Origin of the sequence: Methylobacterium sp. E-025 (genome assembly GCF_022829705.1) — a bacterium.
Taxonomy (GTDB): Bacteria; Pseudomonadota; Alphaproteobacteria; order Rhizobiales; family Beijerinckiaceae; genus Methylobacterium.
In genome coordinates this window covers 37,004-61,090 of the sequence record NZ_JAKSYR010000112.1, presented here as the reverse complement: position 1 = coordinate 61,090, position 24,087 = coordinate 37,004, and the positions used below count along the sequence as shown (strand labels likewise).

Annotated in this window: 25 protein-coding genes; 5 read left to right on the top strand and 20 right to left on the bottom strand. The window is 72.3% G+C overall.

Going from position 1 to position 24,087, the window contains the following annotated elements:
- Positions 1–48 precede the first annotated feature (48 nt).
- The gene (locus MKK64_RS15870; protein WP_243935855.1) at positions 49–2,175 is read left to right on the top strand and encodes an HYR domain-containing protein; all 2,127 of its coding nucleotides are present in this window, start codon (positions 49–51) and stop codon (positions 2,173–2,175) included.
- Between the two features lie 314 nt (positions 2,176–2,489).
- On the opposite strand, the gene MKK64_RS15865 is transcribed toward MKK64_RS15870, so the two are convergent.
- From MKK64_RS15865 to MKK64_RS15825, 9 genes are all read right to left on the bottom strand, one after another.
- Complete coding sequence (locus MKK64_RS15865) at positions 2,490–3,194, bottom strand: L,D-transpeptidase (protein WP_147841580.1); 705 nt, start codon at positions 3,192–3,194, stop codon at positions 2,490–2,492.
- Between the two features lie 398 nt (positions 3,195–3,592).
- The gene (locus tag MKK64_RS15860) at positions 3,593–4,534 is read right to left on the bottom strand and encodes a Brp/Blh family beta-carotene 15,15'-dioxygenase (protein ID WP_243935854.1); all 942 of its coding nucleotides are present in this window, start codon (positions 4,532–4,534) and stop codon (positions 3,593–3,595) included.
- Positions 4,534–5,286, bottom strand: coding sequence for a bacteriorhodopsin (locus MKK64_RS15855; RefSeq protein WP_147841578.1), 753 nt, complete (start codon positions 5,284–5,286; stop codon positions 4,534–4,536). The genes MKK64_RS15860 and MKK64_RS15855 overlap by 1 nt, the downstream gene beginning before the upstream one ends.
- Before the next feature lie 236 nt (positions 5,287–5,522).
- Entirely contained in the window at positions 5,523–6,887 is a 1,365-nt protein-coding gene (locus tag MKK64_RS15850; RefSeq protein WP_243935852.1) for an amidohydrolase family protein, read from the bottom strand.
- A 208-nt stretch (positions 6,888–7,095) separates the two neighbouring features.
- On the bottom strand, positions 7,096–8,421 hold the full coding sequence (locus MKK64_RS15845; protein WP_243935850.1) for an LLM class flavin-dependent oxidoreductase: 1,326 nt from the start codon (positions 8,419–8,421) through the stop codon (positions 7,096–7,098).
- Positions 8,418–9,785: an LLM class flavin-dependent oxidoreductase gene (locus MKK64_RS15840; RefSeq protein ID WP_243935848.1), complete on the bottom strand. Its 1,368-nt coding sequence runs from the start codon at positions 9,783–9,785 to the stop codon at positions 8,418–8,420. Before MKK64_RS15840 ends, MKK64_RS15845 begins: the two co-directional genes overlap by 4 nt.
- A 109-nt stretch (positions 9,786–9,894) precedes the next feature.
- Positions 9,895–10,416: a cupin domain-containing protein gene (locus tag MKK64_RS15835; RefSeq protein ID WP_243935846.1), complete on the bottom strand. Its 522-nt coding sequence runs from the start codon at positions 10,414–10,416 to the stop codon at positions 9,895–9,897.
- Positions 10,417–10,441: 25 nt separating this feature from the next.
- Entirely contained in the window at positions 10,442–11,377 is a 936-nt protein-coding gene (locus MKK64_RS15830; RefSeq protein ID WP_243935844.1) for an ABC transporter substrate-binding protein, read from the bottom strand.
- A complete protein-coding gene (locus tag MKK64_RS15825; RefSeq protein ID WP_243935842.1) occupies positions 11,377–12,480 on the bottom strand; it encodes an LLM class flavin-dependent oxidoreductase in 1,104 nt (367 codons plus the stop codon). Before MKK64_RS15825 ends, MKK64_RS15830 begins: the two co-directional genes overlap by 1 nt.
- A gap of 418 nt (positions 12,481–12,898) precedes the next feature.
- Between MKK64_RS15825 and MKK64_RS15820 the strand changes: the two genes are divergently transcribed.
- The gene (locus MKK64_RS15820) at positions 12,899–13,066 is read left to right on the top strand and encodes a hypothetical protein (RefSeq protein ID WP_187275396.1); all 168 of its coding nucleotides are present in this window, start codon (positions 12,899–12,901) and stop codon (positions 13,064–13,066) included.
- A gap of 87 nt (positions 13,067–13,153) precedes the next feature.
- Here MKK64_RS15820 and MKK64_RS15815 read toward each other — a convergent pair whose 3' ends face one another.
- From MKK64_RS15815 to MKK64_RS15795, 5 genes are all read right to left on the bottom strand, one after another.
- Positions 13,154–13,321 (bottom strand): hypothetical protein, encoded by a 168-nt coding sequence (locus tag MKK64_RS15815; RefSeq protein ID WP_187275395.1) that lies wholly within the window; start codon positions 13,319–13,321, stop codon positions 13,154–13,156.
- Positions 13,318–13,719 carry a hypothetical protein gene (locus tag MKK64_RS28105; RefSeq protein WP_279593213.1) on the bottom strand — a complete coding sequence of 134 codons (402 nt, stop codon included), beginning with the start codon at positions 13,717–13,719 and terminating at the stop codon, positions 13,318–13,320. Before MKK64_RS28105 ends, MKK64_RS15815 begins: the two co-directional genes overlap by 4 nt.
- Positions 13,720–13,804: 85 nt before the next feature.
- Positions 13,805–14,080 (bottom strand): PsiF family protein, encoded by a 276-nt coding sequence (locus MKK64_RS15805; protein ID WP_243935840.1) that lies wholly within the window; start codon positions 14,078–14,080, stop codon positions 13,805–13,807.
- 296 nt (positions 14,081–14,376) lie between these two features.
- A complete protein-coding gene (locus MKK64_RS15800; protein ID WP_243935838.1) occupies positions 14,377–14,589 on the bottom strand; it encodes a hypothetical protein in 213 nt (70 codons plus the stop codon).
- A 170-nt stretch (positions 14,590–14,759) separates the two neighbouring features.
- A complete protein-coding gene (locus MKK64_RS15795) occupies positions 14,760–14,993 on the bottom strand; it encodes a DUF2171 domain-containing protein (RefSeq protein WP_243933815.1) in 234 nt (77 codons plus the stop codon).
- A 273-nt stretch (positions 14,994–15,266) separates the two neighbouring features.
- Between MKK64_RS15795 and MKK64_RS15790 the strand changes: the two genes are divergently transcribed.
- Complete coding sequence (locus tag MKK64_RS15790) at positions 15,267–15,929, top strand: SAM-dependent methyltransferase (RefSeq protein WP_279593216.1); 663 nt, start codon at positions 15,267–15,269, stop codon at positions 15,927–15,929.
- 78 nt (positions 15,930–16,007) lie between these two features.
- Here MKK64_RS15790 and MKK64_RS15785 read toward each other — a convergent pair whose 3' ends face one another.
- Both MKK64_RS15785 and MKK64_RS15780 read right to left on the bottom strand, forming a co-directional pair.
- The gene (locus MKK64_RS15785) at positions 16,008–17,354 is read right to left on the bottom strand and encodes an APC family permease (RefSeq protein WP_243935834.1); all 1,347 of its coding nucleotides are present in this window, start codon (positions 17,352–17,354) and stop codon (positions 16,008–16,010) included.
- 243 nt (positions 17,355–17,597) lie between these two features.
- Positions 17,598–17,840 (bottom strand): DUF6894 family protein, encoded by a 243-nt coding sequence (locus MKK64_RS15780; RefSeq protein ID WP_147729487.1) that lies wholly within the window; start codon positions 17,838–17,840, stop codon positions 17,598–17,600.
- Positions 17,841–18,186: 346 nt separating this feature from the next.
- Between MKK64_RS15780 and MKK64_RS15775 the strand changes: the two genes are divergently transcribed.
- Complete coding sequence (locus tag MKK64_RS15775) at positions 18,187–18,864, top strand: class I SAM-dependent methyltransferase (protein WP_243935833.1); 678 nt, start codon at positions 18,187–18,189, stop codon at positions 18,862–18,864.
- Positions 18,865–18,867: 3 nt separating this feature from the next.
- Here the strand turns inward: MKK64_RS15775 and kdsA are convergent, their stop codons facing one another.
- Genes kdsA through MKK64_RS15760 form a run of 3 tightly spaced genes read right to left on the bottom strand, consistent with a single transcriptional unit; the run spans position 18,868 to position 21,552 of the window.
- Entirely contained in the window at positions 18,868–19,725 is an 858-nt protein-coding gene (kdsA, locus tag MKK64_RS15770; RefSeq protein ID WP_243935832.1) for a 3-deoxy-8-phosphooctulonate synthase, read from the bottom strand.
- Positions 19,726–19,735: 10 nt separating this feature from the next.
- On the bottom strand, positions 19,736–20,260 hold the full coding sequence (locus tag MKK64_RS15765; protein ID WP_243935831.1) for a hypothetical protein: 525 nt from the start codon (positions 20,258–20,260) through the stop codon (positions 19,736–19,738).
- On the bottom strand, positions 20,257–21,552 hold the full coding sequence (locus tag MKK64_RS15760) for an aminotransferase class I/II-fold pyridoxal phosphate-dependent enzyme (RefSeq protein ID WP_243935829.1): 1,296 nt from the start codon (positions 21,550–21,552) through the stop codon (positions 20,257–20,259). Before MKK64_RS15760 ends, MKK64_RS15765 begins: the two co-directional genes overlap by 4 nt.
- 166 nt (positions 21,553–21,718) lie before the next feature.
- On the opposite strand from MKK64_RS15760, the gene MKK64_RS15755 reads away from it, so the two are divergent.
- Positions 21,719–21,964 (top strand): hypothetical protein, encoded by a 246-nt coding sequence (locus MKK64_RS15755; RefSeq protein WP_147844588.1) that lies wholly within the window; start codon positions 21,719–21,721, stop codon positions 21,962–21,964.
- Positions 21,965–21,980: 16 nt separating this feature from the next.
- On the opposite strand, the gene mutL is transcribed toward MKK64_RS15755, so the two are convergent.
- Complete coding sequence (mutL, locus tag MKK64_RS15750) at positions 21,981–23,933, bottom strand: DNA mismatch repair endonuclease MutL (protein WP_243935827.1); 1,953 nt, start codon at positions 23,931–23,933, stop codon at positions 21,981–21,983.
- Between the last annotated feature and the right edge of the window lie 154 nt (positions 23,934–24,087).

Genomic DNA, 24,087 nt, shown 5'->3' with positions numbered 1-24,087 from the left:
ATCAACGGGTCACATTCGTGTGCTTTCAGCGGGGGCCAAGCCGCGGTCGTGTCCCGCAAGACCTGCGGCCTCGGTGCCAACACGGTCGTCGAGTCCGCGACCGATCGTGACGGCAACGCCGCGTTGCCGGTCGTGTTCGACTTTACCGTGGCCGACACCGCGCGCCACAACCTGACGCTCGGGGTGCAAGCGTCCGCTCAGGGCGAGGCGACATCCGCGGCCGGTGCGCCGGTCGTCTTCGCGGCCGCGTCCACCGATGCGGTCGACGGAGCCGATCCGGTGGTGTTCAGGGAGGGCCAAGCCGTCGTCGTGTCCGGCCAGACCTTCGGCCTCGGTGCGCACACGGTCGTCGCGTCCGCGACCGATCGTGCCGGCAACGCCGCGGTGCCGGTCTTGTTCGACTTTACCGTGGCCGACACCGCGCGCCCCAACCTGACGCTCGGCGTGCAACCGTCCGCTCAGGTCGAGGCGACATCCGCGGCCGGTGCGCCGGTCGTCTTCGCGGCCACGTCCACCGATGCGGTCGACGGAGCCGATCCGGTGGTGTTCAAGGAAGGCCAAGCCGTCGTCGTGTCCGGCCAGACCTTCGGCCTCGGTGCGCACACGGTCGTCGCGTCCGCGACCGATCGTGCCGGCAACGCCGCGGTGCCGATCGCGTTCGACTTCACCGTGGCCGATACCACGCGCCCCAACCTGACCCTCAGCGCGCGGCCGTCCGCCCAGGTCGAGGCGACCTCCGCGGCCGGTGCGCCGGTCGTCTTCACGGCCGCGTCCAACGATGCGGTCGATGGAGCCGATCCGGTGGTGTTCAGGGAGGGCCAAGCTGTCGTCGTGTCCGGCCAGACCTTCGGCCTCGGTGCGCACACGGTCACGGCATCCGCGACCGATCGTGCCGGCAACGCCGCGGTGCCGGTCTCGTTCGACTTTACCGTGGCCAGCACGCCGATTGCGAAGGCTGACGCCCTTACGCTCAGCGCGCACACCATCGCGACAGGGAACTTGCTCGCCAACGACATCAGTTTAGGCGGCAATGCTTTGCATGTCACGACCGTGCGTACGACCGCCGGAACGACTTATGACGTTGCGAACACTGGTGGAGTCACGATCGCAAGCCAGCATGGTATCCTAACGATCGGATCGGACGGTCATTACAGCTACCTATCTCAGGCTGCAGGTGTCGAGTCCTTTACGTATATCGCAGGTGATGGTCATGGCGGCGCAGCCTCGAGCACCCTTACTGTTACCGCCGCCGCGCCTGCGCCAGCGTCCGACGCGACCTTCGCTTTCGCGTTCACGCAGGCAAATGTCGGTTATCGCAATGGTGATGCCCTGCTGACGGGACCGGATGGCATGGTTCACGATGTCACCGGCATCGGCCACCTTCATTTCACCGACGGCACGATAGACGAGGCTCGTGGATCGGCTCTCGTCGACGACCTCTACTACGACGCGCACAACCTCGACGTCTGGCGCGCCCACGTCGATCCCGAACAGCACTACGCACAGTACGGCTGGCACGAGGGCCGCGATCCGAACGCATTCTTCTCGACCGCGGCCTACCTTGCCGCCAACCCCGACGTCGCTGCCGCTGGCGTCAACCCGCTGACGCATTACGACATGTTCGGTTGGCGCGAGGGCCGCAGCCCCGGCCCGGGCTTCTCGGGCAAGGCCTACCTCGCGGCGAACCCGGACGTCGCTGCCGCGAAGGTCGACCCGCTGGCGCACTACCTCGGCTACGGCCAGGCGGAAGGCCGCGCCGCGTTTCCCGGGCTGACGATCGCCCAAGGCGGCGGCCACCACCTCTACGGCGACTTCGACGCGACCTATTACCTCGCCACGAACGCGGATGTGGCCACCGCCGCCCGTACGCAGACCGCGACCGCCGATTCGTTTGCCTTCACGCACTACCTCACATACGGCGCCCGGGAGGGCCGCGACCCGGACGCCTACTTCTCGACGACCGGCTACCTTGCCGCCAACCCGGACGTGGCGGCATCCGGCACCAACCCGCTGTTGCACTACGAGCAGTCGGGATGGTTCCAGGGCCGAGACCCGAGCGCGGCGTTCCACACGGCCGCATACCTGGCCGCCAACCCGGACGTGGCGGCGGCCGGCATGGATCCGCTGCACCATTATCTCCAGTTCGGCTTGGCGGAAGGGCGCCATCTCGCCTGAACCGCGAAGGGTCGTGCGCCGAGGAATCCCGATACGAGCCGGTCGTCCCGCTGCATGGGTGCTGGTTCGCCCCAGGCGAGCTCGTGACGAGGACCGGGTGCCGGGCGCGACGACGACCGAGCGTAGTCGGCCAAGCGGCGATGGGTCGCACAAACACCTCCGGTGCTGGCGGCCGATATCCCGGTGACGCGTCCTGGTGCAGGGTGTCTCAGACACCCCCTTCCGCCTGTCTTCCCGGCTTCCTCGGCGCGGCGCAGACCGCCGCCGCGAGACGGCGCGCCGGCTCGGCTTCCCGGGCAGGGTCGAACGTTCGGCTACGCCGGGAGGACGACCACCTTGGTCTTCACCGGCGTCCGGGCGTAGAGGTGGATCATGTCCTGGCTGAGCAGGCCGACGCAGCCGCTCGTGATGCCGGTGCCGATCGTGTCGGGCTCGCTCGAGGCGTAGATCGTGTAGAGCGTGTAGGCGCCGTTCTGGTAGAGATGCAGGGTGCGGGCGCCCAGCGGGTTGTCGAGGCCGCCCGGCATGCCGCGGGCGTATTGGGCCGCCTCCGGCTGGCGCCGGATCATCTCCTTGGGGGGCGTCCAGGTCGCCCACTCCGACTTGCGGCCGACATAGGCGTCGCCGTGCCAGAGGAACCCGTCGCGCCCGACATTGGCGCCGTAGCGGGTCGCGGCTCCGTCGCCCTCGATGCGGTAGACGTAGTAGTTGGCGGGATCGACGACGATCGTGCCGGGCGCTTCCTTGGTCTCGTAGCGTACCGTCCGGCGATAGTATTTCGGGTCGACCTTGCTGATGTCGACCGCCGGGATCGGGAACTTCTCGTCCGGCATCGGCCCGTAGGTCTTGGCTGCCTCGGCCAGCAGGATGCCGTCGGTGGTCGCGCAGCTGCCGAGGCCGAGGGCGCCGAGGCCGACCGCCGAGCCGGCCAGGAACGACCTGCGGCTCAGAAGCGCCGTCCGAAGCCGAGCGGTCCGGTCCATCGCGCCGGCATCGGCACGCCCACCATCCATGATCATGATCCCGAGCGTCCCATGTCCTGCGGCCCGATCGAAGCACGCTCCGACCGACGCTGCGCCAATGTACTGCCAAGCCAAGACCGGTGACAGCCGACGGGACTTGCAAGCTCGGCTTTTGCGTCGGGAGTGTGGCAAAAGTCACTCGGCGGCTCTGATCGTCCGCCGATGGCGACTTCAAGACATCGGTCGAATGCACTTGCCGCGAAGTCGCGCGTGCGTTCGGAGCTGTCCGACCCTGGGCGATCGCGGTGATGATCGCTGCGCGTCGCCGCGCTCGCCTACAGTGGCCGGCGCGAGAGGATCGATGCCGGAGGTGATCGATGCCGAGGTCCCTCGGGCGAGCCCGGAGCCGGATCCGATCGGATCGCCGCGCGATCCGCGTGTCGACGGCTCCGGGATCAGCCGTGCGACCGGCTCGCGATGCGGTCGAGGAGGACGTGCGGCACGGTCAGGGCGGACAGCATCTGGAGCGTCAGGGTCAGGAGGTTGGCCGGCGCATCCGCGGCGCCGGCGGCGTAGAGCGGCCACAGCCCCGCGCCGAGCAGCAGCGTCAACGCGAAGACCGGCAGCGCGGCGCGGACGGCGCGCGGCATCGTGTCGACGCCGGGCGCCTTCGCCGGGTCCCGCACCAGCGCCCGCATGTGCCGGGGGCCATGGAGGACGACGAAGTACAGGGTGAACGCGGTGAGCGGCGGCAGCAGCCAGAAGGCGGCGGCCAGGACGGACATCTCGGCCAGCACCGCCGGCCGCACGCGACGGCCGAGGAGCCAGGCCGCCGCGAGGGCGAGCCAGAGCCAGGCGGCGGCCGTCCACCAGGCGGGAAGCGACGGCATCGGCACCCGTGCGACCGCCGAGAAGATCTCCGCCGTCTCGGGCGGATGCAGGAGCGCCGGCAGGGCGATCGGGAGGCCACCGCGCACGAGCGCCTCGAACGGTCGGCCCGGGCCCGAATCCTCCTCGCCGAAATGCAGGACCGACAACCCGAGGAAGCCCGCAAGCGTCGCCAGGGGGGCGATCTGCCAGGCCAGGAGGACGAGGGCCGAGAGGCCAAGATAGGGAATGGCGAAGACCCCGAACCACGCTCGGCCGTAGCGCGGGCGCAGCAGCGGGGCCGCCACCGCGCCGTCGAGCGCACCGTGCGGAACGCCGAGGACGATGACGACCGTCAGGGCGACGAGCCAGGAGGTTTCGCGCGGGAGGAACGCGGAGGCGACCAGCCCGAGCGCGAGGAGCGCGGCGGCGAGCTGCGGCAGGCCGGTCACCCCCGCATGGATGCGGTGGCGGCTCGCGCCGTCGAGCCCCGCGAGGCGGGAGAGGGACGATCGAGCCGCCAGGAGCATCAGGCCGCCCGGCGCAGCGGCGTCGTGGCCGTCCGCCCCTCAGCTAGGTCGCGGTCGACGGCGCGGGTCGTCTCCAGCGTCGCCATGATGCCGTAGACGACCTTGGCGGTGAGATCGAGGATCGCGATCACCGCCAGCGCGAGGCTCGGCGACAGGATGCCGAGGCCGTCCTGGCCGACGAGCAGCACCACCGGGTAGGCGCACCACACCCCGGTGAGGAACACGGCATTGCGCAGGAAGGCCTTGCGCACGTCGGCCCGCTCGCCGGCGTTCTCCTCGCGCAGCTGCACGAAGATCCCGTAGAACACGGCCAGGAACGCGCCGCAGGAGATGGCGAACCACGTCCACTTCACGGCGGCGACGTCGGACAGGCCGAAGGCCAGGGCCGTCACGATCATGAGCAGGTCGGAGCCGATCAGCCCCCAGACGACGGCCGGCCGGCGCATGCCGGAATGCATCGCGGTGCGCGAGAGCCCGACGAGCAGGAGCGGCGTGGTGAAGGTCCAGTCGATATAGCGTGCGAAGTAGAACTGCCGCGCAGCCTCCGCCGCATCGGGACCGGCCGGAAGGGTGATGCTGCCCTGGCCCGTCGCCATGGCGAAGTAGGAGCAGGCCGCGATGATCGGCACGATTCCGTGGATGATCCCGTCGGCTTCTTCGGCGGGCGTGCGCCGCTTCGCGATGAACAGGATCACGGCGGCGCCTGCCGCCATTCCTGCAAAGCCCAGCCACAGCCAGAATTGAGGCGTCATAAATCTCTCGTCGGTATGGGGATGAAAGGGGCGCCCGGGACCGTGGCGCCCCTGCCCAATCACCCTCGCCCCCGATTGTTGCCAAGCCGCCGCGTCACAGGCGCGTGAGCCCCTGCGGCGCGTCGCCGCCTCGGCGAACGCGGGTTCCGCCCTGTCCTGCGAGAACTCGGCCTCGGCCGGCGTGCCGGGGAAGCATCGCAGGCTCCGCCTGAGAATGCTGACGCTGCGACGCGCCGTCAGGGCGCGGCAGACGGGGCGACCGCCTGCGGGCGCCCGCGCTGCCAGACCTCGACGATCCGGGTGCTGGCGGCGATGTCCTCGGACGGATCGGCGGCGAGCACGACGAAATCGGCGCGGCGACCCGCTTCCAGGCGGCCGCGGTCGGCGAGGCCGAGGAGGTCGGCCGCCCGCGCCGTCGCGATGGTCAGGGCTTCCATCGGCGTGAACCCGGCCTGCACCATCAGCGCCAGCTCGCGGTGCTCGGCCACGCCGGGGACGCGCTCGGGAGCAGCGCCGCTGTCGGTCCCGAACCCGATCCGGACGCCGGCGGTCTGGAGCGCCTTGAGGTTCGCGAGGTTCGTGGCCAGCGAGGCGCGCGCGGCCTGCGCCTTGGCGCTCGCGCGGGTGTCGCGCTGCCAGGCGGGGTCGTCGAACCGCGCCTTGAGGTCGGGCGCGAGCGCCGTCCGGACGAAGGGCGTTTGCGCCCAGGCCGGCGCGTCGGCGTAGGCGAAGGTCGCCTCGTCGAGGGCCAGGGTCGGGATGTACCAGGTGTCGTGCGCCTTCAGCAGCGCGACGAAGTCCGGGTCGACCGGCTTGTCGCGGACGCCGTGCGCCAGCACGTCGACCCCGGCCCGGACCATGGCCCGCGCGTCCTCGAGATCGTGGACGTGGGCCGCGACCCGCAGGCCGAGGCGATGGGCCTCGTCGATCACCGCCGCGTAGACGGAAGGCTGCATTTTGGCCGGCACGGAGCCGCCGAAATCGTCGAGCCAGAGCTTCACCATGTCGGTGCCGCGCGCCTTCATCGCGCGGACCGCGTCGCGGCCCCCGTCGGCGTTCGCCGGGCGGAAGAGCTGATCCGGGCTGACGCGCACCATCGCCTGCGGCGGGCCGCCGTCGGGCACCCCGATGCCGCGGTCGACGCCGAACAGGTCGGCGCCGGGGATGAGACCCGCATGCGCCTCGGCACGGATCTCGGGCATGATCGCGCCGTTGAGCCCGAGCGCCATGATCGTGGTGACGCCCCGGGCGGTGTAGGCTTCGAGCTGGGCGAGGATGGTCTCGCGCGTGTAGTTCCGGGCGCCGACGTCGACGCCCCTTACGATGCCGACGTGAGAGTGATCGGAGATCAGTCCCGGCATGATCGTGTGCCCGGGCCGTTCGCGGATCTCGGCGTCGGACGGCACCGCGACCGCCATGCGCGGCCCCGCCGCGACGATGCGGTCGCCGTCGACGACCAGCACCGCATCCGCGACCGGCTCGGCCGACAGGCCGTCGATCAGCCGGATGCCGGTGAAGGTGAGCGGCTTGGCGGCGGCTCCGCCGATGCAGGACAGGCTCGTGGCGACGGCCAGGGCCGACAGCAGCGCGTTCCGACGCATCGCACTCTCCTCCCGGATCGCCGACGGGACTTCGCCGGTCGCTCCTTCTGGCGTGCGACCTGGGACCCCGCGCGGTTCTCGAGCGCCGATCTGACGGCGTTTCGTCCGGTTTGTCGAGGCGATCCGGGCGTGCGGTGCTGCCCGGCGCTTCGATCCGCCTCGGACCGACGCACGGGCGTGCCGGGATGGATCGTCTGCCGGGGGGCCCTCAGGCGAAGAAGCGGTTGCCCGGGCGCGGCAGGCCGAGATGGTCGCGCAGGGTCGTCCCCTCGTAGTCCCGGCGGAACAGGTCGCGGCGCTGCAGTTCCGGCACCAGCCGGTCGACCACGTCGTCGAGGCCTTCCGGCACGAAGGGGAACATCACGTTGAAGCCGTCGCAGGCCCGGCCGTCGAGCCACTCCTCCATCCGGTCGGCGACCTGTGCCGCGGTCCCGACCATCTGAAGGCCACCGTAGCCGCCGACCTTGCGCGCCAGCTCCCGCACCGTCGCGCCGGTCCTGCGGGCGTAGTCGACGATCTGCGCCTGCCCGCTCTTGCTCGCGTTGGTCTCGGGGATCTCGGGCAGCGGCGCGTCGAGGGCGAAGCCCGAGGCGTCGACGCCGAGGCGCACCGAGAGGTTGGCGAGCCCGCTGTCGGGATGGACGAGCTCGTCGAGCCGCGCCTTCTTGGCCCTGGCCTCGTCCTCGGTCCCGCCCAGCACCACGAAGGCGCCGGGCAGGATCTTGAGGTGGTCCGGGTCTCGGCCGAGCGCCGGCATGCGGCCCTTGACGTCGGCGTAGAACGACTGGCCCGCCTCCAGGGTGGAGCTCGACCCGAACACCACCTCGGCGGTCTCGGCGGCGATCTGCCGTCCGGCTTCGGAGGCGCCGGCCTGCACGATCACCGGCCAGCCCTGCACCGGCCGGGCGACGTTGAGGGGGCCCTTCACCTTCAGGAACGCGCCGCGGTGATCGAGGACGTGCATCCTGTCGGGGTTGAAGAACAGCCCGCTCTCGGGGTCCATGCGGAAGGCGTCGTCGGCGAACGAGTCCCAGAGGCCGGTCACCACGTCGAAGAACTCGCGGGCGCGGGCGTAGCGGGTGGCGTGCTCGACATGTGCGTCGCGGCCGAAGTTGTGCGCCTCGTCGGGATTGCCCGAGGTGACGAGGTTCCAGCCGGCGCGGCCCTTCGAGATGTGGTCGAGCGAGGCGAACTTGCGGGCGACGTGGTAGGGCTCGTTGTAGGTCGTCGAGGCGGTGGCGATCAGCCCGATGCGCTCGGTGACCATGGCGAGCGCCGGCAGCAGGGTCAGCGGATCGAACGAGGTCACGGTGGCCGAGCGGCGCAAGGCCGCCGGCGGCATGTTCATCACCGCGAGATGGTCGGCCATGAAGAAGGCGCCGAACTTCGCCGCCTCCAGCCGGCGGGCGAAGTGGACGAGATGCTCGAGGTTGAAGTTGGCGTCCGGGTACCCGCCGGGATAGCGCCACCAGGCGGTATGGATGCCGAGCGGGCGCATGAACGCCCCGAGATGCAGGCGTCGGTCCCGGCTCATCGTCCCTCCTTCGTGCCGCTGCCCGAGCCGGACGGCGCCGCCGGGCCGAAGCCCGCGGGCGGACGCGTGCCGAGATGCCCGCGCAGCGTGCGGCCCTCGTACTCCGTCCGGACGAGGCCGCGCCGGCGCAGCTCCGGCAGGACCAGCTCGATGAAGTCGTCGAGGCCGCCGGGCAGGGTCGCGGGCATGATGTTGAAGCCGTCGGCGCCGCCGGCGCGGAAGCGGGCCTCCATCTCGTCGGCGACCTGCATGGGCGTGCCGACGATCTGCGAGTGGCCCCGCGCCCCGGCGATCCGCAGGTAGAGCTGGCGCAGGGTCAGCCCCTCCCGGCGGGCGAGGTCGAACATCAGCTGCTGGCGCGACTTGGCGCCCTCGGCCTCCGGCAGCTCCGGCACCGGGCCGTCGGGATCGAACCCGGAGAGGTCGAAGCCGCCGACCATCCGCTCGAGCAGGGCGAGGCCCACCACCGGGTCGATCAGGTCCTGCAGCGCCTCGAACTTGGCCCGCGCCTCCGCCTCGCTGCGCCCGACGACGGGAAACAGGCCCGGCATGACCTTGAGGTCGCCGGGCTCGCGGCCGAACCGCGGCAGGCGCGCCTTGAGGTCGCCGGCGAACTCGACCGCTTCCGCGAGCGTCTGGTTGGCGGTGAACACGACCTCGGCGGTGCGGGCCGCCAGATCCTTGCCCGGCCCCGACGAGCCCGCCTGCACCACCACCGGCTGGCCCTGCGGCGTGCGCGCGATGTTGAGCGGTCCGCGCACCTCGAAATGCGTGCCGCAATGGTTCAGCGGGCGGAAGCCGTCCGGCTTCGAGAACTGGCCGCTGGCGCGATCGATGACGACGGCGCCGTCGTCCCAGGTGTTCCACAGGCCCAGCACCACGTCGACGAACTCCTCGGCCCGGGCGTAGCGGTCGCCGTGGCGGGCGATGCCGGCCTCGCCGAAATTGGCGGCCTCGGCGTCGGTCGTGGAGGTCACGAGGTTCCAGCCGGCCCGGCCGCCGCTGAGGTGGTCGAGCGAGGCGAAGCGCCGGGCGACGTTGTAGGGCTCGTTGAAGCTGGTCGAGGTGGTCGCGACGAGCCCGATCCGGCTGGTGACGGCGGCCAGCGCCGACAGCAGCGTCACCGGCTCGAAATGCGCCGAGCGCGCAGTCCGCTCGCTCGAGCGCAGGTTCGAGTCGCGGATGCCGGAGCCGTCCTCGAGGAAAACGAGGTCGAACTTCGCCGCCTCGGCCCGCTGCGCCCAGCCGACGTAGCGCTCGAGGTTGAGGCCGCCGTCGGCCTCGCTCGACGGGTGGCGCCAGCCCGCCACGTGGTGGCCGGTGGCGTAGAAGAACGCGCCGAGGCGCAACGTGTCCTGTCCCAAGGTGTCCCGTCCCGCCGGCCGATGGTGAATGTCGCACTGGGCCTTTCAGGCGCCCGCATTGCAGAACGCGCCGCGACCTGCGCCGTTTCAGCGCTCGCGGCGCCGGGCCTCAAGGATGCTTGTGGATCGGATCGACCCAGTGGACGGTCTCCGGCCGCTCCACCGGCTCGACCTCCGGGATGTTGACCACCACCGCCTCGTTGTCGGAGCGCACGAGCACGCATTGCAGCGTCTCGTCGGGCGAGGCGTTGATCTCCTGATGCGGCACGTAGGGCGGCACGAAGATGAAGTCGCCGGGGCCCGCTTCGGCGACGTATTCGAGCCGGTCGCCCCAGCGCATCCGGGCGCGCCCCGACAGCACGAAGATCACGCTCTCCAGCGCGCCGTGATGGTGCACCCCGGTCTTGGCGTCGGGCTCGATCGCCACGGTGCCGGCCCAGATCTTCTGCGCGCCGACGCGGGCATGGTTGATCGCCGCCTGCCGGAACATGCCCGGCGTCTGCGCCGTGTTGGCGTCGAGCCTGTCGCCGGGGATCACCCGGACGCCGTCGTGCTTCCAGCGCTCGGCGCCCGGACCCGGCTCGCCCTGGGCGTGCGGGTGGTCGTGCGGGTCGTCGTGGTGATCGTGCATCGCTCGAATCCTGCTCGTCGGCCGATCAGCGTAACGCAGCCGGTTGCAGGAATCCCGTGTCGAAGATCGCCTCAGCCCGCGGCGCGCGCGCCTTCGGGATCAGGCCTGCGCGCACGTAGAGGTCGATGTTGGCCTGCTCGTCGACGATCACGGCCTCGTCGATCGGGACGTTGCGGTACTGCGCCCGGCCGAACCAGCGCAGCGGCACCGCCTCCGGCAGGCCGATGAGCTTCGACCAGACCTTCGCGTAGGGGGCGGGGTCGGCGAGCGCCCAGGCCCGGGCCCGCGCGAGCCGCTCCCCGAAATCGGCGAGCAGCGCGCGCTTGCCCTTCAGCGCGGCGTCGCTCGCCACGGCGAAGCTGAGGCCTGGCGTGATGCCGTTGCCGTCGCGCACGACACGGACCAGGCCCGCGAGCTCGGCGGTGGAGGTGTAGGGCTCCCAGGTCGCCCAGGCGTCGACGCTGCCCGAGGCCAGGGCGATCTTGGCGTCGGCCGGCGGCAGGAAGCTCAGGGTGACGGCATCGGCCGGCAGCCCGGCCTCCTCCAGGGCCGCGAGCACCACCTGATGCCCGATCGAGCCGCGGTTCGTCGCGATGCGCCTGCCCTTGAGGTCGGCGACCGTGCGGATCGGCGAATCCGCCGCCGCCAGGATCGCGAGCCCGTCCTGGCGGTTCCGGAAGGCGAGGAAGGCCTTGACCGGAACGCCCGCGGCGGCGGCGAAGGTGAAGGGCGCGTCGCCGACGCCGCCGGCATCGATCGCGCCGGCGTTCAGGGCCTCGAGCAACGGGGCGGCGGCCGGGAACTCGCTCCAGGCCAGCCGGTAGGGCAGCCCGTCGAGGACGCCGGCGGCCTCCATCAGCGCGCGTGCGTTGCCGCGCTGGTCGCCGACCCGGAGGACGTCCTCGGCCCGGGCGGGGATCAGGGCAACGAGGAGCGCGAGAACCGTCAGAAGCGCGCGCATCAGGCGGCGTCCGCGGTGGTGGAGCGGTTGGCGAGCTGCGCGCGGAAGGCCGGCAGCAGGTCGCGACCGTAGCCGATCGCATCCTCCAGCGGATCGAAGCCGCGGATCAGGAAGGTGCGCACGCCGAGGTCGTGATAGTCGAGCAGCGCCTCGGCGACCTGATCGGGCGTGCCGACGAGCGCGGTGGAATTGCCGGCCGCGCCGGTCTCGGCGGCGATCGCCGTGTAGAGGCGCTTGTCCAGGCGGGTGCCGCTCGCGGCCGCCGCGAGGAGCCTTCGCGCGCCCTCGTTCTGCGGGGTCGCCGCGGGGCCGAGGCCCCTGGCCGCGCGCACGGCCCTGGTCCTGGCGAGGATCGCCTCGGCCCGCGCCCAGGCCGCCGCCTCCGTGTCGGCGAGGATCGGCCGGAACGACAGGCTGAAGCGCGGATTCCGGCCGTAGGGGGCCGCCGCGGCGCGGACGCGGGCGATGAGGTCGCGGACCTGATCCAGCGTCTCGCCCCAGAGGGCGTAGGTGTCGGCATGGCGCCCGGCCACGTCGAGCGCCGCCGGCGAGGCGCCGCCGAAGAACACCGGGATGCCGTCGGCCCGCACCGGCTTCACCTCCGAGAACCCCTGCTCGACCTGGTAGAAGCTGCCGGAATAGTCGAACGGCGTTTCCGCGGTCCAGGACAGGCGCGCGACGTCGAGGAATTCCCGCGTCCTGGCGTAGCGCTCGTCCTTGCTCAGGTGATCGCCGTCGCGTGCCAGGTCCCGATCGTCGCCGCCGCTGATCGCGTGGATGGCGATGCGGCCGCCGGTGAGCTGGTCGAGCGTCGCGAATTGCCGGGCGGCCACCGTCGGCGCGGTGAAGCCGGTGCGATGGGCGATCATCAGACCGATCCGTCGCGTCACCGCCGCGATCCGGGACGCGATCAGCAGGGCGTCCGGCGCCGTCGAGTAGGCGGCGACGAGGATGCGGTCGAAGCCGCCGGCCTCGTGCGCCTGAGCGAGGCGGTCGAGGTAGTCCCGGTCGATCGCCGGACCCTCCGCCGGATGGATCTCGGAGGTCAGCCGGGGGGCCGCGAAGCCGATGAACTCGACGGCATCGGGCGGGAGATGGCTCATGGGACTCTCCTGATCGCTCGGGCGTTCGAAGGCCGGGGTGCCGCGCGCCGCGATGGCGCGTGCAGCCGCCCGAAGCAGTCGACCCGAGCGAGGACGCGCGTCCGACGCCTGTCGGACGGGACCGGGAAGGGCTGCGAAAAATCCGCCCGGCCTCGCCCGAAGTCAACGAGAGGGAATTTTTAATGCAGACGGCGAGCCAGAAAGACGATCTCCAATCTGGGGCCGCTGGCGAACTATATTCTACTCTTCAAAAGGCTCCTGACCTTCTGCCCTTCGTCCGATCCCGCGACATCATCGGCGACATCGGGAGCGGCACCGAACCCTCGCCGTCTCGCGAACGGATGCGTGAACTCGATGCCGTCATCGATCGACTCGCGCCTTCTTCCTGGAGAGCGCCGAGGGCAACCCCTACGCCAACGTGCGGGCGACGACGCAGGCGCTCGCGCACGACCCGCACATCGAGCGCCTCTCGGTGCCGCTGCAATCGGAGGCGGTCGCCGGCTTCATCCGCGAGCGCGACCGCGGCTCGGTGATCCCGGGTCCGCCAGCATCGTCCGCATCGGCCGGCGGGCAAATCATCCGGTAGGGCGCCGCGGACCATCGCGGCGCATGGTGTGCAACGGCGTCGTCCGCTCGATGCCGGGGGCATGCACGGCAGTACCGGTCAGCGCCGTCACCGCCGCCTGGTCCGCAGGGCCAAACCCAGCGCGCCCGGCCAGAACACGAGGCTCAGGGCGATGACGGGCCAGAGGTTGCGCCCCTTCCAGGCCGCGATCCCAGCCGGCAGGAGCAGGATGGGGATGGCGACCGCGAGGAAGAGCCAGAACTGGAGGTCGCTCATGGCTTCTTCAGGCAGGTCGCGACCGGTCGGGCGTTCTTGGCGGGCTTGGACTGCAGGTCCATGCATCCGACGGTGGCGATGCCGTCGGTGATCGTGACCGAGGGAAGCACCGCGTAGCCTTGGCAATAGGCGCCGATCAGGATCTCGTCGCGCCGGCAGAGCACGTCCTGCCGCACCAGGCCGTCGAGGGCGGGGCCGACGGGACCGGGCTCGCCGCGCTCGCCCCTGTCGCCGGTCGCGCCGCGCTGCCCGGTCGCGCCGGTGAGGCCCGCGTCCCCTCGGGGGCCGGGCGGGCCGGTGTCGCCCTTCGGCCCGGCCGGGCCGGCGGGGCCGGGCTTCGGATCCTGGCAGCCGCCGAGGGCGAGCAGGATGCAGGCACCGAGGAGGGACAGCCGCATCCGGCCGACCTCATCACCGATGGGCCGACGTCGCGGACGCACGGTCGGCGAGAGCGGGATCAAGGCGGCGCGCCGGACGACCGGATCAGGATCGGCCGTGCTTGCACGAATTCCGGAAGGCCTTGCGCGCCTTGCCGTGCAGGCCCTGCTTGTCGGCCTGCATCGAGCATTCCTTCGATCGCGCGGTGCGATCCGCCTTCGGCGCCGCGGGCTTGCTCCCCGGTGCCGTGGGATTGGCCGCCGGTGCGGTGGCCGCCGACCCCGGCACCGCGCCGGGCGCGTTCGCCGTGCCCTGCGCACGTGCGGGGGCGACGAAGAGAAGGCTGCTGGCGACCAGCGAGGCGGCGAGACCGAGCTTCATGATGGTACGCTCCCGTGAGGCGGCTGAAACGGATCCGCCCAGCCCGGCGTTCCGCCCCACACGGATCGTTGATCGACGCCTTGGCAGGGGTTCTGCGCCTCCGGTCCGATTCGAACGCCATTTCGGGCGCCGCTCGGTCATTCTTCGGCAACCTGTCTGCCGCACCATGCCTTGACTGCCTCGGCAGCCAGCAGATCTGCCCGATCCGCTGCGGCGGCCCTGCCTGCCCCCTCGGGCAGGGTCGCCTCCCCGGGCCTGGTGCGACGCTCGGCCGGCCCTTCCGTCCGGATCGTCTGTCACGGCTCCGAGACTTCGGGGACGGCGCCCTCGCCGTCCTTCCCGTCCTCCGTGCCGTCGCGGCCGGCCTCGGGCGGGGCTTCCTCCATCTCGGTGGTCTGCAGCCAGGTCATCAGGCGCTGCAGGCTGTCGAGGGACGGTTCCTCGGGGCGAGCGGTGGCGAGCGCCGCGCGGACTTCGCGCAGAAACGCCTCGGCATCGTCATCGGACATCGCGGCTCAACACGGTTGATGCCATTCCCGGTCGCTCATCGGAGACGATGACGGAGCCCGGCAGCGGTTGGCCGGGGGCTCGTCGCCCGTTGCGCCGAACGCCGTGGACACCGCGTTCGGGCCTGTGCGGGGGCGGAACGCGACGCCCAGGCGCCGCGGATCCCATGGGGTCAGGACGTCGACCACTCGCGCTTGACCTCCTCGGCCGGCCGGTCGAGGCGGACGGTGTCGCCCTCGACCGCCTGGACGAAATCGACCGGGATGTAGTGGTGCAGGCCCCCGGCGGCCGCGTCCTTCTTCGTCAGCTTGATCTCGCCCTTGTCGACGTGATCGACCGTGCCGACGTGGGCTCCGTCCGAGCCGACGACCTCGGCGTGTTCCTTGATCTGCGCGACGTCGACCATGCGTTTTCTCCCATAATACGGCTGTCTCAACGGGATGCGCCGCGTCGATGTTCCTCGTTCACGCTCCCGGCACAGGCCGTCGATCGGGCATGAACTGTCGATCGGGCTGTCCTGACGCGGGCGGGCTCCGGCGGAACTGTCCCGGGCGGATACGGTTGCGCTCATCACAGGCCTACGGACGGGGTGAGGTTCATCGTGCGCGACTGCAAGCGACCGTCACGCCGGAGCCTGCTGCGATCCGGGGGCGGCGTCGTCGCCGGCACGCTGCTCGGGATGACGGCCGACGCGGGTGCGGAGAGCGAGGCGGGAGGGCCGGCTGTGACGGAGACGGGCCGGCGCGCGAAGTCCCTCGACACCGACTACTTCAAGGGCATGTACGCCACCGAGGCCGATCCCTGGCAGTTCGCCTCGAGCGCCTACGAGCGTGCCAAGTACCAGGCGACGCTCGCCGCCCTGCCCCGGCCCCGCTACGCGTCCGCCCTCGATGTCGGCTGCTCGATCGGGGTGTTCACGCACCAGCTCTGCCAGCGCTGCGATGCCGTGGTCGGGCTCGACGTGGTTCCCTCCGTGATCGAGGCGGCCCGCGCCCGCTGCGCCGATTGCGCGAATGCGCGCTTCCAGCTCGCCGCCGTTCCGGGGCAATGGCCCGACGGGCGGTTCGACCTGATCGTGATCTCGGAGGTGGCCTACTACCTCGACCGGGCCGATCTCGCGCGTCTCGTCGCACGGGTGGAGAACGCGGTGCTGCCCGAGGCCGACATCGTGCTGGTGCACTGGCTCGGCGTCACCCACTACCCGCTTTCCGGCGACGACGCGGCCGAAGGCTTCATCGCCGGCGCGAAGGGCTTCGCGCGGGTGCTGGCGCAGTCGCGAACCGCCGAGTACCGGCTCGACGTGCTGCGCGCGACCAAGCCGGGCGCCGCCTCGACGCCGTGATCGCGCTTCGGGAACGGTGCGCGCCAGCGGTCTCGGCCGGCCTCGCGTCGCACGCATCGGCTTCGGGATCGAGCGGCCTCATCGCATCGGCGTCCGGTCCCCGCGCCGGGCCAGCCCGTCCGCGACGACGAAGAGCAGCAGGCCGGCCAGCATCAGGAGGAAGCCCGCGAGCGACTGGAGCGGTCGCGAGGCGACCAGGTGGACCAGCATGAACAGCGTGACGCCGAGGAAGATCAGCGGCGTGACCGGATAGCCCCAGGCGCGGACCGGCCGCGGCAGGTCGGGCCGGGTGACGCGAAGCCTGATCACGCCGAGGACGGTGAGGAACGAGCACAGGATCAGGCTGAACTGGATGAACTCCAGCACCGCCTCGAAGCTGCGGGTGAGGAGCAGCAGGCTCGCGACGACGGCCTGCAGCAGGGTCGCGGCCACGGGCACGCCGGTGCGGGCGCGCCGCGCGAACACGCGCAGCAAGGGCGCGTCCTCGCCCATCGCCACGGTGACGCTCGGCCCGATCCACATCATGGCGCTGATCGTCGGGATCAGGCCGAGGCAGATCAGGATGCCGACGAGCCGCCCGCCCGCCTCGCCGAACACGTGGCGCCCGCTGATCAGGGCGACCTCGATCTGCCCGGCGAGCTCCGCGGTCGGCGTCGTGTAGAGGAACACCGCGTTCAGCGCGACGTAGAGCACGAGCACGACGCCCGTCCCGACGAACAGCGCCCGCGGCAGGCTGCGCGGCGGATCGGCCAGATCCCCGACGATGTAGGTCGCCGCGTTCCAGCCCGTGTAGGCGTACATCACGAAGACGAGGCTCACCGCGAAGCTCGCGCTGAAGATCTGGCCCGGGTCGGCGGCGCTCGGCGCGAAGTCGGTCGACCCGCCCCCGCCGCCGGCGAAGCCCGCGACGATGAAGAGCACGATCAGCGCGAGCTTCAGCAGCGTGAAGCCGACCTGGATCGCATCGCCGTGGCGGCCCCCGACCAGGCGGATGGCGGTCACCCCCCAGACGACCGCGAGGCCGAGGGGCAAGGGCGGGGTCCCCGGCAGGATCGCCTGCGCATACTGGCCGAACGCCATCGCCGCGAGCGCCACCGGCGCGGCGAACCCGACCGTCGCGGAGAGCCAGCCGGCCATGAAGCCGAAGGCGGGGCCGTAGGCGCGGGTGAGGAAGTTGTACTCGCCGCTGGAGCGGGGAAACATCGCCGCCAGCTCGGCGTAGCTGAACGCCCCGCACAGGGCGACGACGCCGCCGACGAACCACAGCAGCAGCAGCGTGAAGCCGGACGTGATGTCCGTGACCTGGAAGCCGAGGCTGGTGAAGACGCCGACCCCGACCATGTCGGCGATCACGATCGACGTCGCCGCCCGGGTCGAGACGAGCGGCGGCGTTCGCGCCGCGGGCGGATCACCGATGTCGGACATGGCCGCGATCATCGCCGCGCCGACCCGCGCGATCAAGCGCGAGGGCTCGGGCACCGGAGACGGCGCGGTTCCGCCCGGAGAGGGGCAGGCACCGGCCTCGGCGGATGCGGCGGCCGATCGGCGGGCACCCGCCGACGCCCGAGCAGGTCGTCGACATCGCCAGGCGCTCGGCCGCCGGCCCCGCGACGCCGCGGTGACGCGCCGATGCCCGGCCGGCGCCGCGCGAGGGTCCATCCTCGGCGCTCAGCCGACGTCGAACGTCTCGATGTCCAGCGAGAGACGGGCCCGGAAGACGACCTTCCGGTGCTCGTCGCGGACCACCGCGAGGTAGTCCTGGCGCTCGGGGACGGCCGCGAAGCCCTGCGCGATCTTCGACATGATCCGGACGAGCTTCTCGCGCGCGGCATCCGCATCGGGCAGATCGAAGCCCTCGGTGTCGCGCACGAAGTGCGCGCCGTCATGCAGGTCGATGGTGAAGCGCGGCATTGCGGGACATATCCGTGGGATTTTATCCCACAGATACGGCATCCGCTCTTCCGTGGGAATGATCGTTCGGTCGCAGGTGACGCCGATCAGGACCTCCGGTGATGGATGCCTGCTGCGAGAACCGAATGCGTGTGATGAGCGGGAAACTATCAGGGGGATGGACGGGTGAACAGGCGCGACGATTGATCTCGCGATCACGAAGCGGCGCGTTCGTAACGCCCCGACAGAACCCGCGGGCCGCTGCAGCCGGATGATCGCGGCGTTCCCGCTCGCGGCCCCGCGGCGGTTGCACCGTGCCGGCCGCCCCGCGATGGTGCTCCGGAACGCCCGGACCGGACCTTGCCCCATGGATACCCTCTCGCTCGTCCTCGACGCGTTCTCGCCGATCGCGGGGCGCCGCATCGTCGATATCGGGTGCGGCCCCGGGGCGATGTCGGCTGCGCTGGCCGGCCACGGCGCGCGGGTGACGGGGATCGACCCCGGCGAAGCGGCGGTCGCGGCGGCCCGGCGCCGGGCGCCGGACTGCGCCTTCGAGATCTGCTCCGCCGAGGCCCTGCCGTTCTCCGACGGGACCTTCGGCGGCGCGGTCATCCTCAACGCCCTGCACCACGTTCCCGACCCGCGCGCGGCGCTGGACGAGGCGGCCCGCGTCGTCGCACCGGGCGGCCGGATCGTCGTGGTCGAGCCGCTGGCCGAGGGCAGCTTCTTCTCGGCGCTCAAGCCGGTCGAGGACGAGACCGCGATCCGCGCCGCGGCGCAGGGCGCCATCGCCGCAGCGATCGCGGCCGGGGCGTTCCTCTGCCTGTCCGACACGAGGTTCGTGCGTCGCGAGGCCTTCGCCGACCGCGACGCCTTCCTCGAGCGCGTGGCGGCGGTCGATCCGGCGCGGCGGGCCGCGATCCGCGACAACGCGTCGGCGATCGCCGACGCCTTCGCGGCCGCCGCCGAGACGGATGCGGGCGGGCGCCACGTCCTGTCGCAGCCGCTGCGTGCGCACGTCCTCGTGGCGGCGACGACGTCCTGAGCCTTACGCGTGCGCCTTGGCCAGCCGGTCGAAGGCCAGGAGCTCGGACACGAGCGCCGGCATGTCCCGCAGCGCCACCATGTTGGGGCCATCGGAGGGGGCGCGATCGGGATCGGGGTGGGTCTCGATGAAGACACCCGCGACGCCGACCGCGACGGCGGCCCGTGCCAGCACGGCGACGAAGCGGCGCTCGCCGCCCGAGCTTCCCCCCTGCCCGCCCGGCTGCTGCACCGAGTGGGTCGCATCGAACACCACCGGCGCGCCGCCCGTGACCGCGGCCATGATCGGCAGGCTGCGCATGTCGGAGACCAGGGTGTTGTAGCCGAACGAGGCGCCGCGCTCGGTGACGATCACGTTCGGGTTGCCGGCCCCGGTGACCTTGGCGGCCACGTGCTGCATGTCCCAGGGTGCGAGGAACTGGCCCTTCTTCACGTTGACCACGCGGCCGGTGGCGGCGGCGGCCAGCAGCAGGTCGGTCTGCCGGCACAGGAAGGCCGGGATCTGGAGCACGTCGACCACCTCGGCCGCCGGCCCGCACTGCCCGGCATCGTGCACGTCGGTGAGCACCGGCAGGCCGTAGCGCGCCTTGATCTCGGCGAAGATCGGCAGCGCGCCGGACAACCCGATGCCGCGGGCGGCGCCGCCCGAGGTGCGGTTCGCCTTGTCGAACGAGGCCTTGAACACGAGGGCGATCCCGAGGGACTCCGCCATCTCCTTCAGCGCGGCCGCGATCTCGAGCGCGTGGTCGCGGCTCTCGAGCTGGCACGGGCCGGCGATCAGCGCCAGCGGCAGGTGGTTGCCGAAGGCGACCGTGCCGGCGCGGACGGTCCTGGGCGTTGGGCTGTCGGTGGAATCGGGCATGGCCGGAGGCTTAGCCCGCCGGAGCCTCCCGCGAAAGTCCGGCCTTGCGGCGCAGGGCGGGCGGCCGGTTCGGCACCAGCACGCAGACGGTGAGGTCGCCGGCCAGCGCGTCGGCCCGCGGCCCGGTCTCGCAGCGCAGGGCCGCCTTGCCGGCGACGCCCTGGCGCGGTGCGTCGGCCAGCAGCGAATCCTGGTGGACCTGCCGTGCCAGCACCTCGGCGGTCTCGGCGTCCGCGCCGGCGAGCGCACGCGCCGCCTGGCCGATCAGCTCGTAGAAGCCGCGCTCCGGCTCGCGGTCGCGGGAGGCGAACACCATCCGCGCCGGCGCCCGGCAATCGAGGCTCATGCGCTCGGCATCGGTCGCGCGGAACACCGCGCGCGTGCCGGCGCGGCCGGCGAGCGAGGCGCCGGTGGCGCGGATCATCGCGGCGGTCAGCCCGTCGCAGGACGCGACGCGCGCGGCGCGCGGCGCGGCGCAGGCCGGCAGCGTCGCCACCAGGACGAGGAAGCCGGCCGCCCGGAGCAGGCCGCTCATTCCTGCGGCGCCGCGCGCACCGCCCGCTCCGATTCGAGCGCGGCGAGCAGGATGCAGAGCGCGATCCCTTCCGCCGCCTCCCGGACCTCGGACAGGCTCGGATAGGACGGCGCTAGCCGCAGCGCCGCGTCGCGGGGGTCGCGGCCGTAGGGGAAGGTCGCGCCGGCCGGCGTCAGGCCGATGCCGGCGCCCTTGGCCAGCTCGACGATGCGCTCGGCGGTGCCGACGCCGGCGTCCACGCTGACGAAGTAGCCGCCCTCGGGCCGGCTCCAGGCCACGTCCGTCCCGGTCAGGTGCCGCGCGAGCGCCTCGGTGACGGCGGAGAACTTCGGAGCGAGGAGCTCGCGCTGGCGCTCCATGTGGGCGGTGAGCCCCGCCGCGTCGCGCAGGAAGCGGACGTGCCGGAGCTGGTTCAGCTTGTCCGGGCCGATCGTGCGCTTGCCCGCCCGCGCGAGGTACCAGCGCACGTTGTCGGGGGAGCCGGCGAAGAAGGCCAGACCCGCGCCGGCGAGCGTGATCTTCGAGGTCGAGGCGAAGATGAAGGCGCGGTTCGGCTGCCCGGCCGCCCGGCAGGCTTCCAGGATGTCGGGGATCGCGTGGTGCTCGGGCGTGAGGTGGTGGACGGCGTAGGCGTTGTCCCAGAACAGGCGGAAGTCCGGGGCGCCGGCCTTCATCGCGGCGAGCCGCCGGACGGTCTCCTCCGAATAGATCTCGCCGGACGGGTTCGAGTATTTCGGGACGCACCACATCCCCTTCACAGCCGGGTCGGCGACGAGGGCCTCGACCACCTCCATGTCCGGCCCGTCCGGCGTCATCGGCACCGGCAGCATGCGGATGCCGAATTCCTCGCACAGGGCGAAGTGGCGGTCGTAGCCCGGCACCGGGCAGAGGAAGGCCGGCGCCTCCTCGCGCGACCACGGGCGCTCCGAGCCCGGCACGCCCTTCAGCATCGCCCAGACGATGCAGTCGTGCATCACGGCGAGGCTCGCGTTCTCGGCCACCACCACCTGCTCCGCGGGCACGCCGAGCAGCGCCGGCCCGAACAGCGCGCGCGCCTCCGCCAGGCCCTGCAGGCCGCCGTAGTTGCGGGCATCCTCCCCCGACGCCGTGGTGTGGTCGCCGTTGCCGGGCAGCGCCAGCATGCCCGACGCGAGGTCGAGCTGCTCGGGCGAGGGCTTGCCCCGGGTCATGTCGAGCTTGAGCCCGCGGGCGCGGAACGCCTCGTAGGCGCCCTGCGCCTGCGCGTAGCGCGCGGCCAGTTCGGCGGGGGACAGATCTGCGAGTGCGGTCATCGGGAAGGCGCCGGGTTGTTCGGATGTCGGGCGTGTCATAGGCTGATCCGTGTGCGAGCGCACGCGAAAGGCGCGTCGGCGACGCGGTCGAACCCCGACCGGGCTTTCCAGGTGCCGGACGGCTGGGCTAGGTTCGCGGCGAGGGGGTGCTCGCTCCGAGAGCGCCATGATCGACGACGTCTTCACCTATGGCGGACAGGCCCTGGGTTTCGTGGCGATCGGCCTGTGGGCCTGGCTCGCCCTGACCGCACCGTCGCTGCAGGCCTGGATCCTGGCACGCTACGAGGACGAGCTGCGTCTCGGCGCCGCGCCGTCGGCGCCCGCGCGCCCGGACCGGATGGGGCTCGTCGCCGGCGGCGTGACGATGGTCGCGATCCTGTGCCAGTCGATCGGGTTCGCGATCCCGGACTGACCGGGCGCCACCCCGCTCAGCGTCTCCCGAACAGCCGCTCGATGTCGTGGCGGCCGAGGGCGACGTAGGTCGGGCGGCCGTGGTTGCACTGGCCGGAATTCGGCGTCGCCTCCATGGCGCGCAAGAGCGCGTTCATCTCCTCCGGGCGCAGGCGCCTTCCGGCGCGGATCGAGCCGTGGCAGCTCATCCGCGACAGCACCGCGTCGAGGCGCCGCCCGAGCGGGCCGTCCTCCAGGGCCCCGGCCCCGCCCTCCTCCACCCCGCTGTCGTCCAGCGCGTCGAGGATGTCGGCGACGAGGTCGCGCACCGAGGCGCCGGCCAAAGCCGCGGGCACCGCGCGCACCAGCACCGCCCCGGGGCCGAACGCTTCCAGCGTCAGGCCGAGCCGGTCGAGCTCGGGGGCGGCCGCGGCCAGCCGCTCGGCGGCCTCGGGCGCCATCTCGATCACGTCGGGGATCAAGAGGCCCTGGCGCAGGATGCCGCCCGCCGCGCGCTCGCGCTTCATCCGCTCGTAGACGAGGCGCTCGTGCGCCGCGTGCTGGTCGACGATCACCACGCCGTCGCGGGTCTGCGCGACGATGTAGGTCTCGTGCAGCTGCGCCCGCGCGGCGCCGAGGGGATGGTCGAGGGCATCCTCGGCGCCGTCGAGGCTGCGCAGGTCGGCCGCGGGCGGCGCCAGGTCGGCCATCGGATCCGGAAAGGCGTCGGCCGCGCCGTCCGGCGCCAGCGGTGCCTGCGCCGGCTCGCCGAAGCCGTGCGGCCGATCCGGCGCCGGCCGGTGGAAGCCGGACGGGGCCGCGACGGACGGGGTGCCCGGGCGGAACAGGCCGGTCCGCGCGCTCTGGAACAGGCTCGGGCTCGCCGTCCCGCCATGCTGCGTCAACGGGATGCCGCCCGAGGGACGCAGGGCCTCGAGGGTGCGGGCCGCCACGCCGGTCGAGGCCCGCGCCCCGCCGCGGCGCAGCGCCTCGTGGATCGCGCTGACGACGAGCGCGCGCACCAGCCCCGGATCGCGGAACCGCACCTCGGTCTTGGCCGGGTGGACGTTGACGTCGACGAGGCCGGGCTCGCAGGCGATCGCCAGCCCGAGCACCGGATGCCGGTCGGAGCGCAGGGTGTCGGCATAGGCGCCGCGCACCGCGCCGAGCAGCAGGCGGTCGCGCACCGGCCGGCCGTTCACCGTGAAGTGGATGTGGTTGGCCGCGCCGCGGTGGAAGGTCGGCAGCCCGACATGGCCGGTGAGCGAGAAGCCCTCCCGCGCCATCGCCACCGGCAGGGCGTTCGCGGCGAAGTCCGATCCCAGCACCTGCGCGAGCCGGGCGAGGCTCGCGGTCGCGTCGTCCGGCTCGGCCCCGGCGAGGGCCGGCAGCACCAGCGGCGTGCCGTTCTCGCTCGTCAGCGTGAAGCGGATCGCGGGCTGCGCCACCGCGAGCCGGCGCAAAATGTCGGAGACCGCCGCGCTCTCGGCGCGGTCGGATTTCAGGAACTTCAGCCGCGCCGGCGTCGCCGAGAACAGGTCGGTGACCTCGATCCGGGTGCCGCGCGCCGCCGGCGCCGGGCGCACCGCGCCGCGCAGGCCCGCCTCGACGGTGAGCGCCGCGCCCGAATCCGCGTCCGCCGTGCGGGTGGTGATCGACAGCCGCGAGACCGCGCCGATCGAAGGCAGCGCCTCGCCGCGGAAGCCCAGCGTGTCGATCCGGGTCAGGTCGCCGCCCGGCAGCTTCGAGGTGGCGTGGCGCTCGACGGCGAGCAGCAGGTCGTCCGGCGACATGCCGGCGCCGTCGTCGACCACCCGGATCAGCCGCCGGCCGCCGGCCTCGATCGTCACCGCGATGCTGCGGGCGCCGGCATCGATCGCGTTCTCGACCAGCTCCTTGACCGCCGAGGCCGGCCGCTCGACCACCTCGCCCGCGGCGATGCGGTCGACGAGGACCGGGTCGAGACGGCGGACGGGCTGCGGGGCGGACATGTCCGGCCGCTTATAGACCCTGCCCGCGCCTCGATCCATCGGCGGCGGCGATCCGCCGGTGGATCCTGTCTCCTACGATGCTCCGCCGCCCGTGCCGTTGACGCTGCATTAACCACGCCCGGCTAGCCTTCGTTAACCACGCGGAAGCGGTGCG

Coding starts and splice junctions, on each gene's coding strand:
- MKK64_RS15850 (WP_243935852.1), bottom strand. CDS start 6,887: ATGCGTCGGAACGCGCTGCTGTCGGCCCTGGCCGTCGCCACGAGCCTG.
- MKK64_RS15860 (WP_243935854.1), bottom strand. CDS start 4,534: ATGCTCCTGGCGGCTCGATCGTCCCTCTCCCGCCTCGCGGGGCTCGAC.
- kdsA (WP_243935832.1), bottom strand. CDS start 19,725: ATGCCCGATTCCACCGACAGCCCAACGCCCAGGACCGTCCGCGCCGGC.
- MKK64_RS28105 (WP_279593213.1), bottom strand. CDS start 13,719: ATGCGGCTGTCCCTCCTCGGTGCCTGCATCCTGCTCGCCCTCGGCGGC.
- MKK64_RS15765 (WP_243935831.1), bottom strand. CDS start 20,260: ATGAGCGGCCTGCTCCGGGCGGCCGGCTTCCTCGTCCTGGTGGCGACG.
- MKK64_RS15835 (WP_243935846.1), bottom strand. CDS start 10,416: ATGCACGATCACCACGACGACCCGCACGACCACCCGCACGCCCAGGGC.
- MKK64_RS15855 (WP_147841578.1), bottom strand. CDS start 5,286: ATGACGCCTCAATTCTGGCTGTGGCTGGGCTTTGCAGGAATGGCGGCA.
- MKK64_RS15830 (WP_243935844.1), bottom strand. CDS start 11,377: ATGCGCGCGCTTCTGACGGTTCTCGCGCTCCTCGTTGCCCTGATCCCC.
- MKK64_RS15800 (WP_243935838.1), bottom strand. CDS start 14,589: ATGTCCGATGACGATGCCGAGGCGTTTCTGCGCGAAGTCCGCGCGGCG.
- MKK64_RS15845 (WP_243935850.1), bottom strand. CDS start 8,421: ATGAGCCGGGACCGACGCCTGCATCTCGGGGCGTTCATGCGCCCGCTC.
- MKK64_RS15760 (WP_243935829.1), bottom strand. CDS start 21,552: ATGACCGCACTCGCAGATCTGTCCCCCGCCGAACTGGCCGCGCGCTAC.
- MKK64_RS15790 (WP_279593216.1), top strand. CDS start 15,267: ATGACGGCCGACGCGGGTGCGGAGAGCGAGGCGGGAGGGCCGGCTGTG.
- MKK64_RS15865 (WP_147841580.1), bottom strand. CDS start 3,194: ATGATCATGGATGGTGGGCGTGCCGATGCCGGCGCGATGGACCGGACC.
- MKK64_RS15780 (WP_147729487.1), bottom strand. CDS start 17,840: ATGCCGCGCTTCACCATCGACCTGCATGACGGCGCGCACTTCGTGCGC.
- MKK64_RS15825 (WP_243935842.1), bottom strand. CDS start 12,480: ATGAGCCATCTCCCGCCCGATGCCGTCGAGTTCATCGGCTTCGCGGCC.
- MKK64_RS15815 (WP_187275395.1), bottom strand. CDS start 13,321: ATGAGCGACCTCCAGTTCTGGCTCTTCCTCGCGGTCGCCATCCCCATC.
- MKK64_RS15795 (WP_243933815.1), bottom strand. CDS start 14,993: ATGGTCGACGTCGCGCAGATCAAGGAACACGCCGAGGTCGTCGGCTCG.
- MKK64_RS15755 (WP_147844588.1), top strand. CDS start 21,719: ATGATCGACGACGTCTTCACCTATGGCGGACAGGCCCTGGGTTTCGTG.
- mutL (WP_243935827.1), bottom strand. CDS start 23,933: ATGTCCGCCCCGCAGCCCGTCCGCCGTCTCGACCCGGTCCTCGTCGAC.
- MKK64_RS15805 (WP_243935840.1), bottom strand. CDS start 14,080: ATGAAGCTCGGTCTCGCCGCCTCGCTGGTCGCCAGCAGCCTTCTCTTC.
- MKK64_RS15775 (WP_243935833.1), top strand. CDS start 18,187: ATGGATACCCTCTCGCTCGTCCTCGACGCGTTCTCGCCGATCGCGGGG.
- MKK64_RS15785 (WP_243935834.1), bottom strand. CDS start 17,354: ATGTCCGACATCGGTGATCCGCCCGCGGCGCGAACGCCGCCGCTCGTC.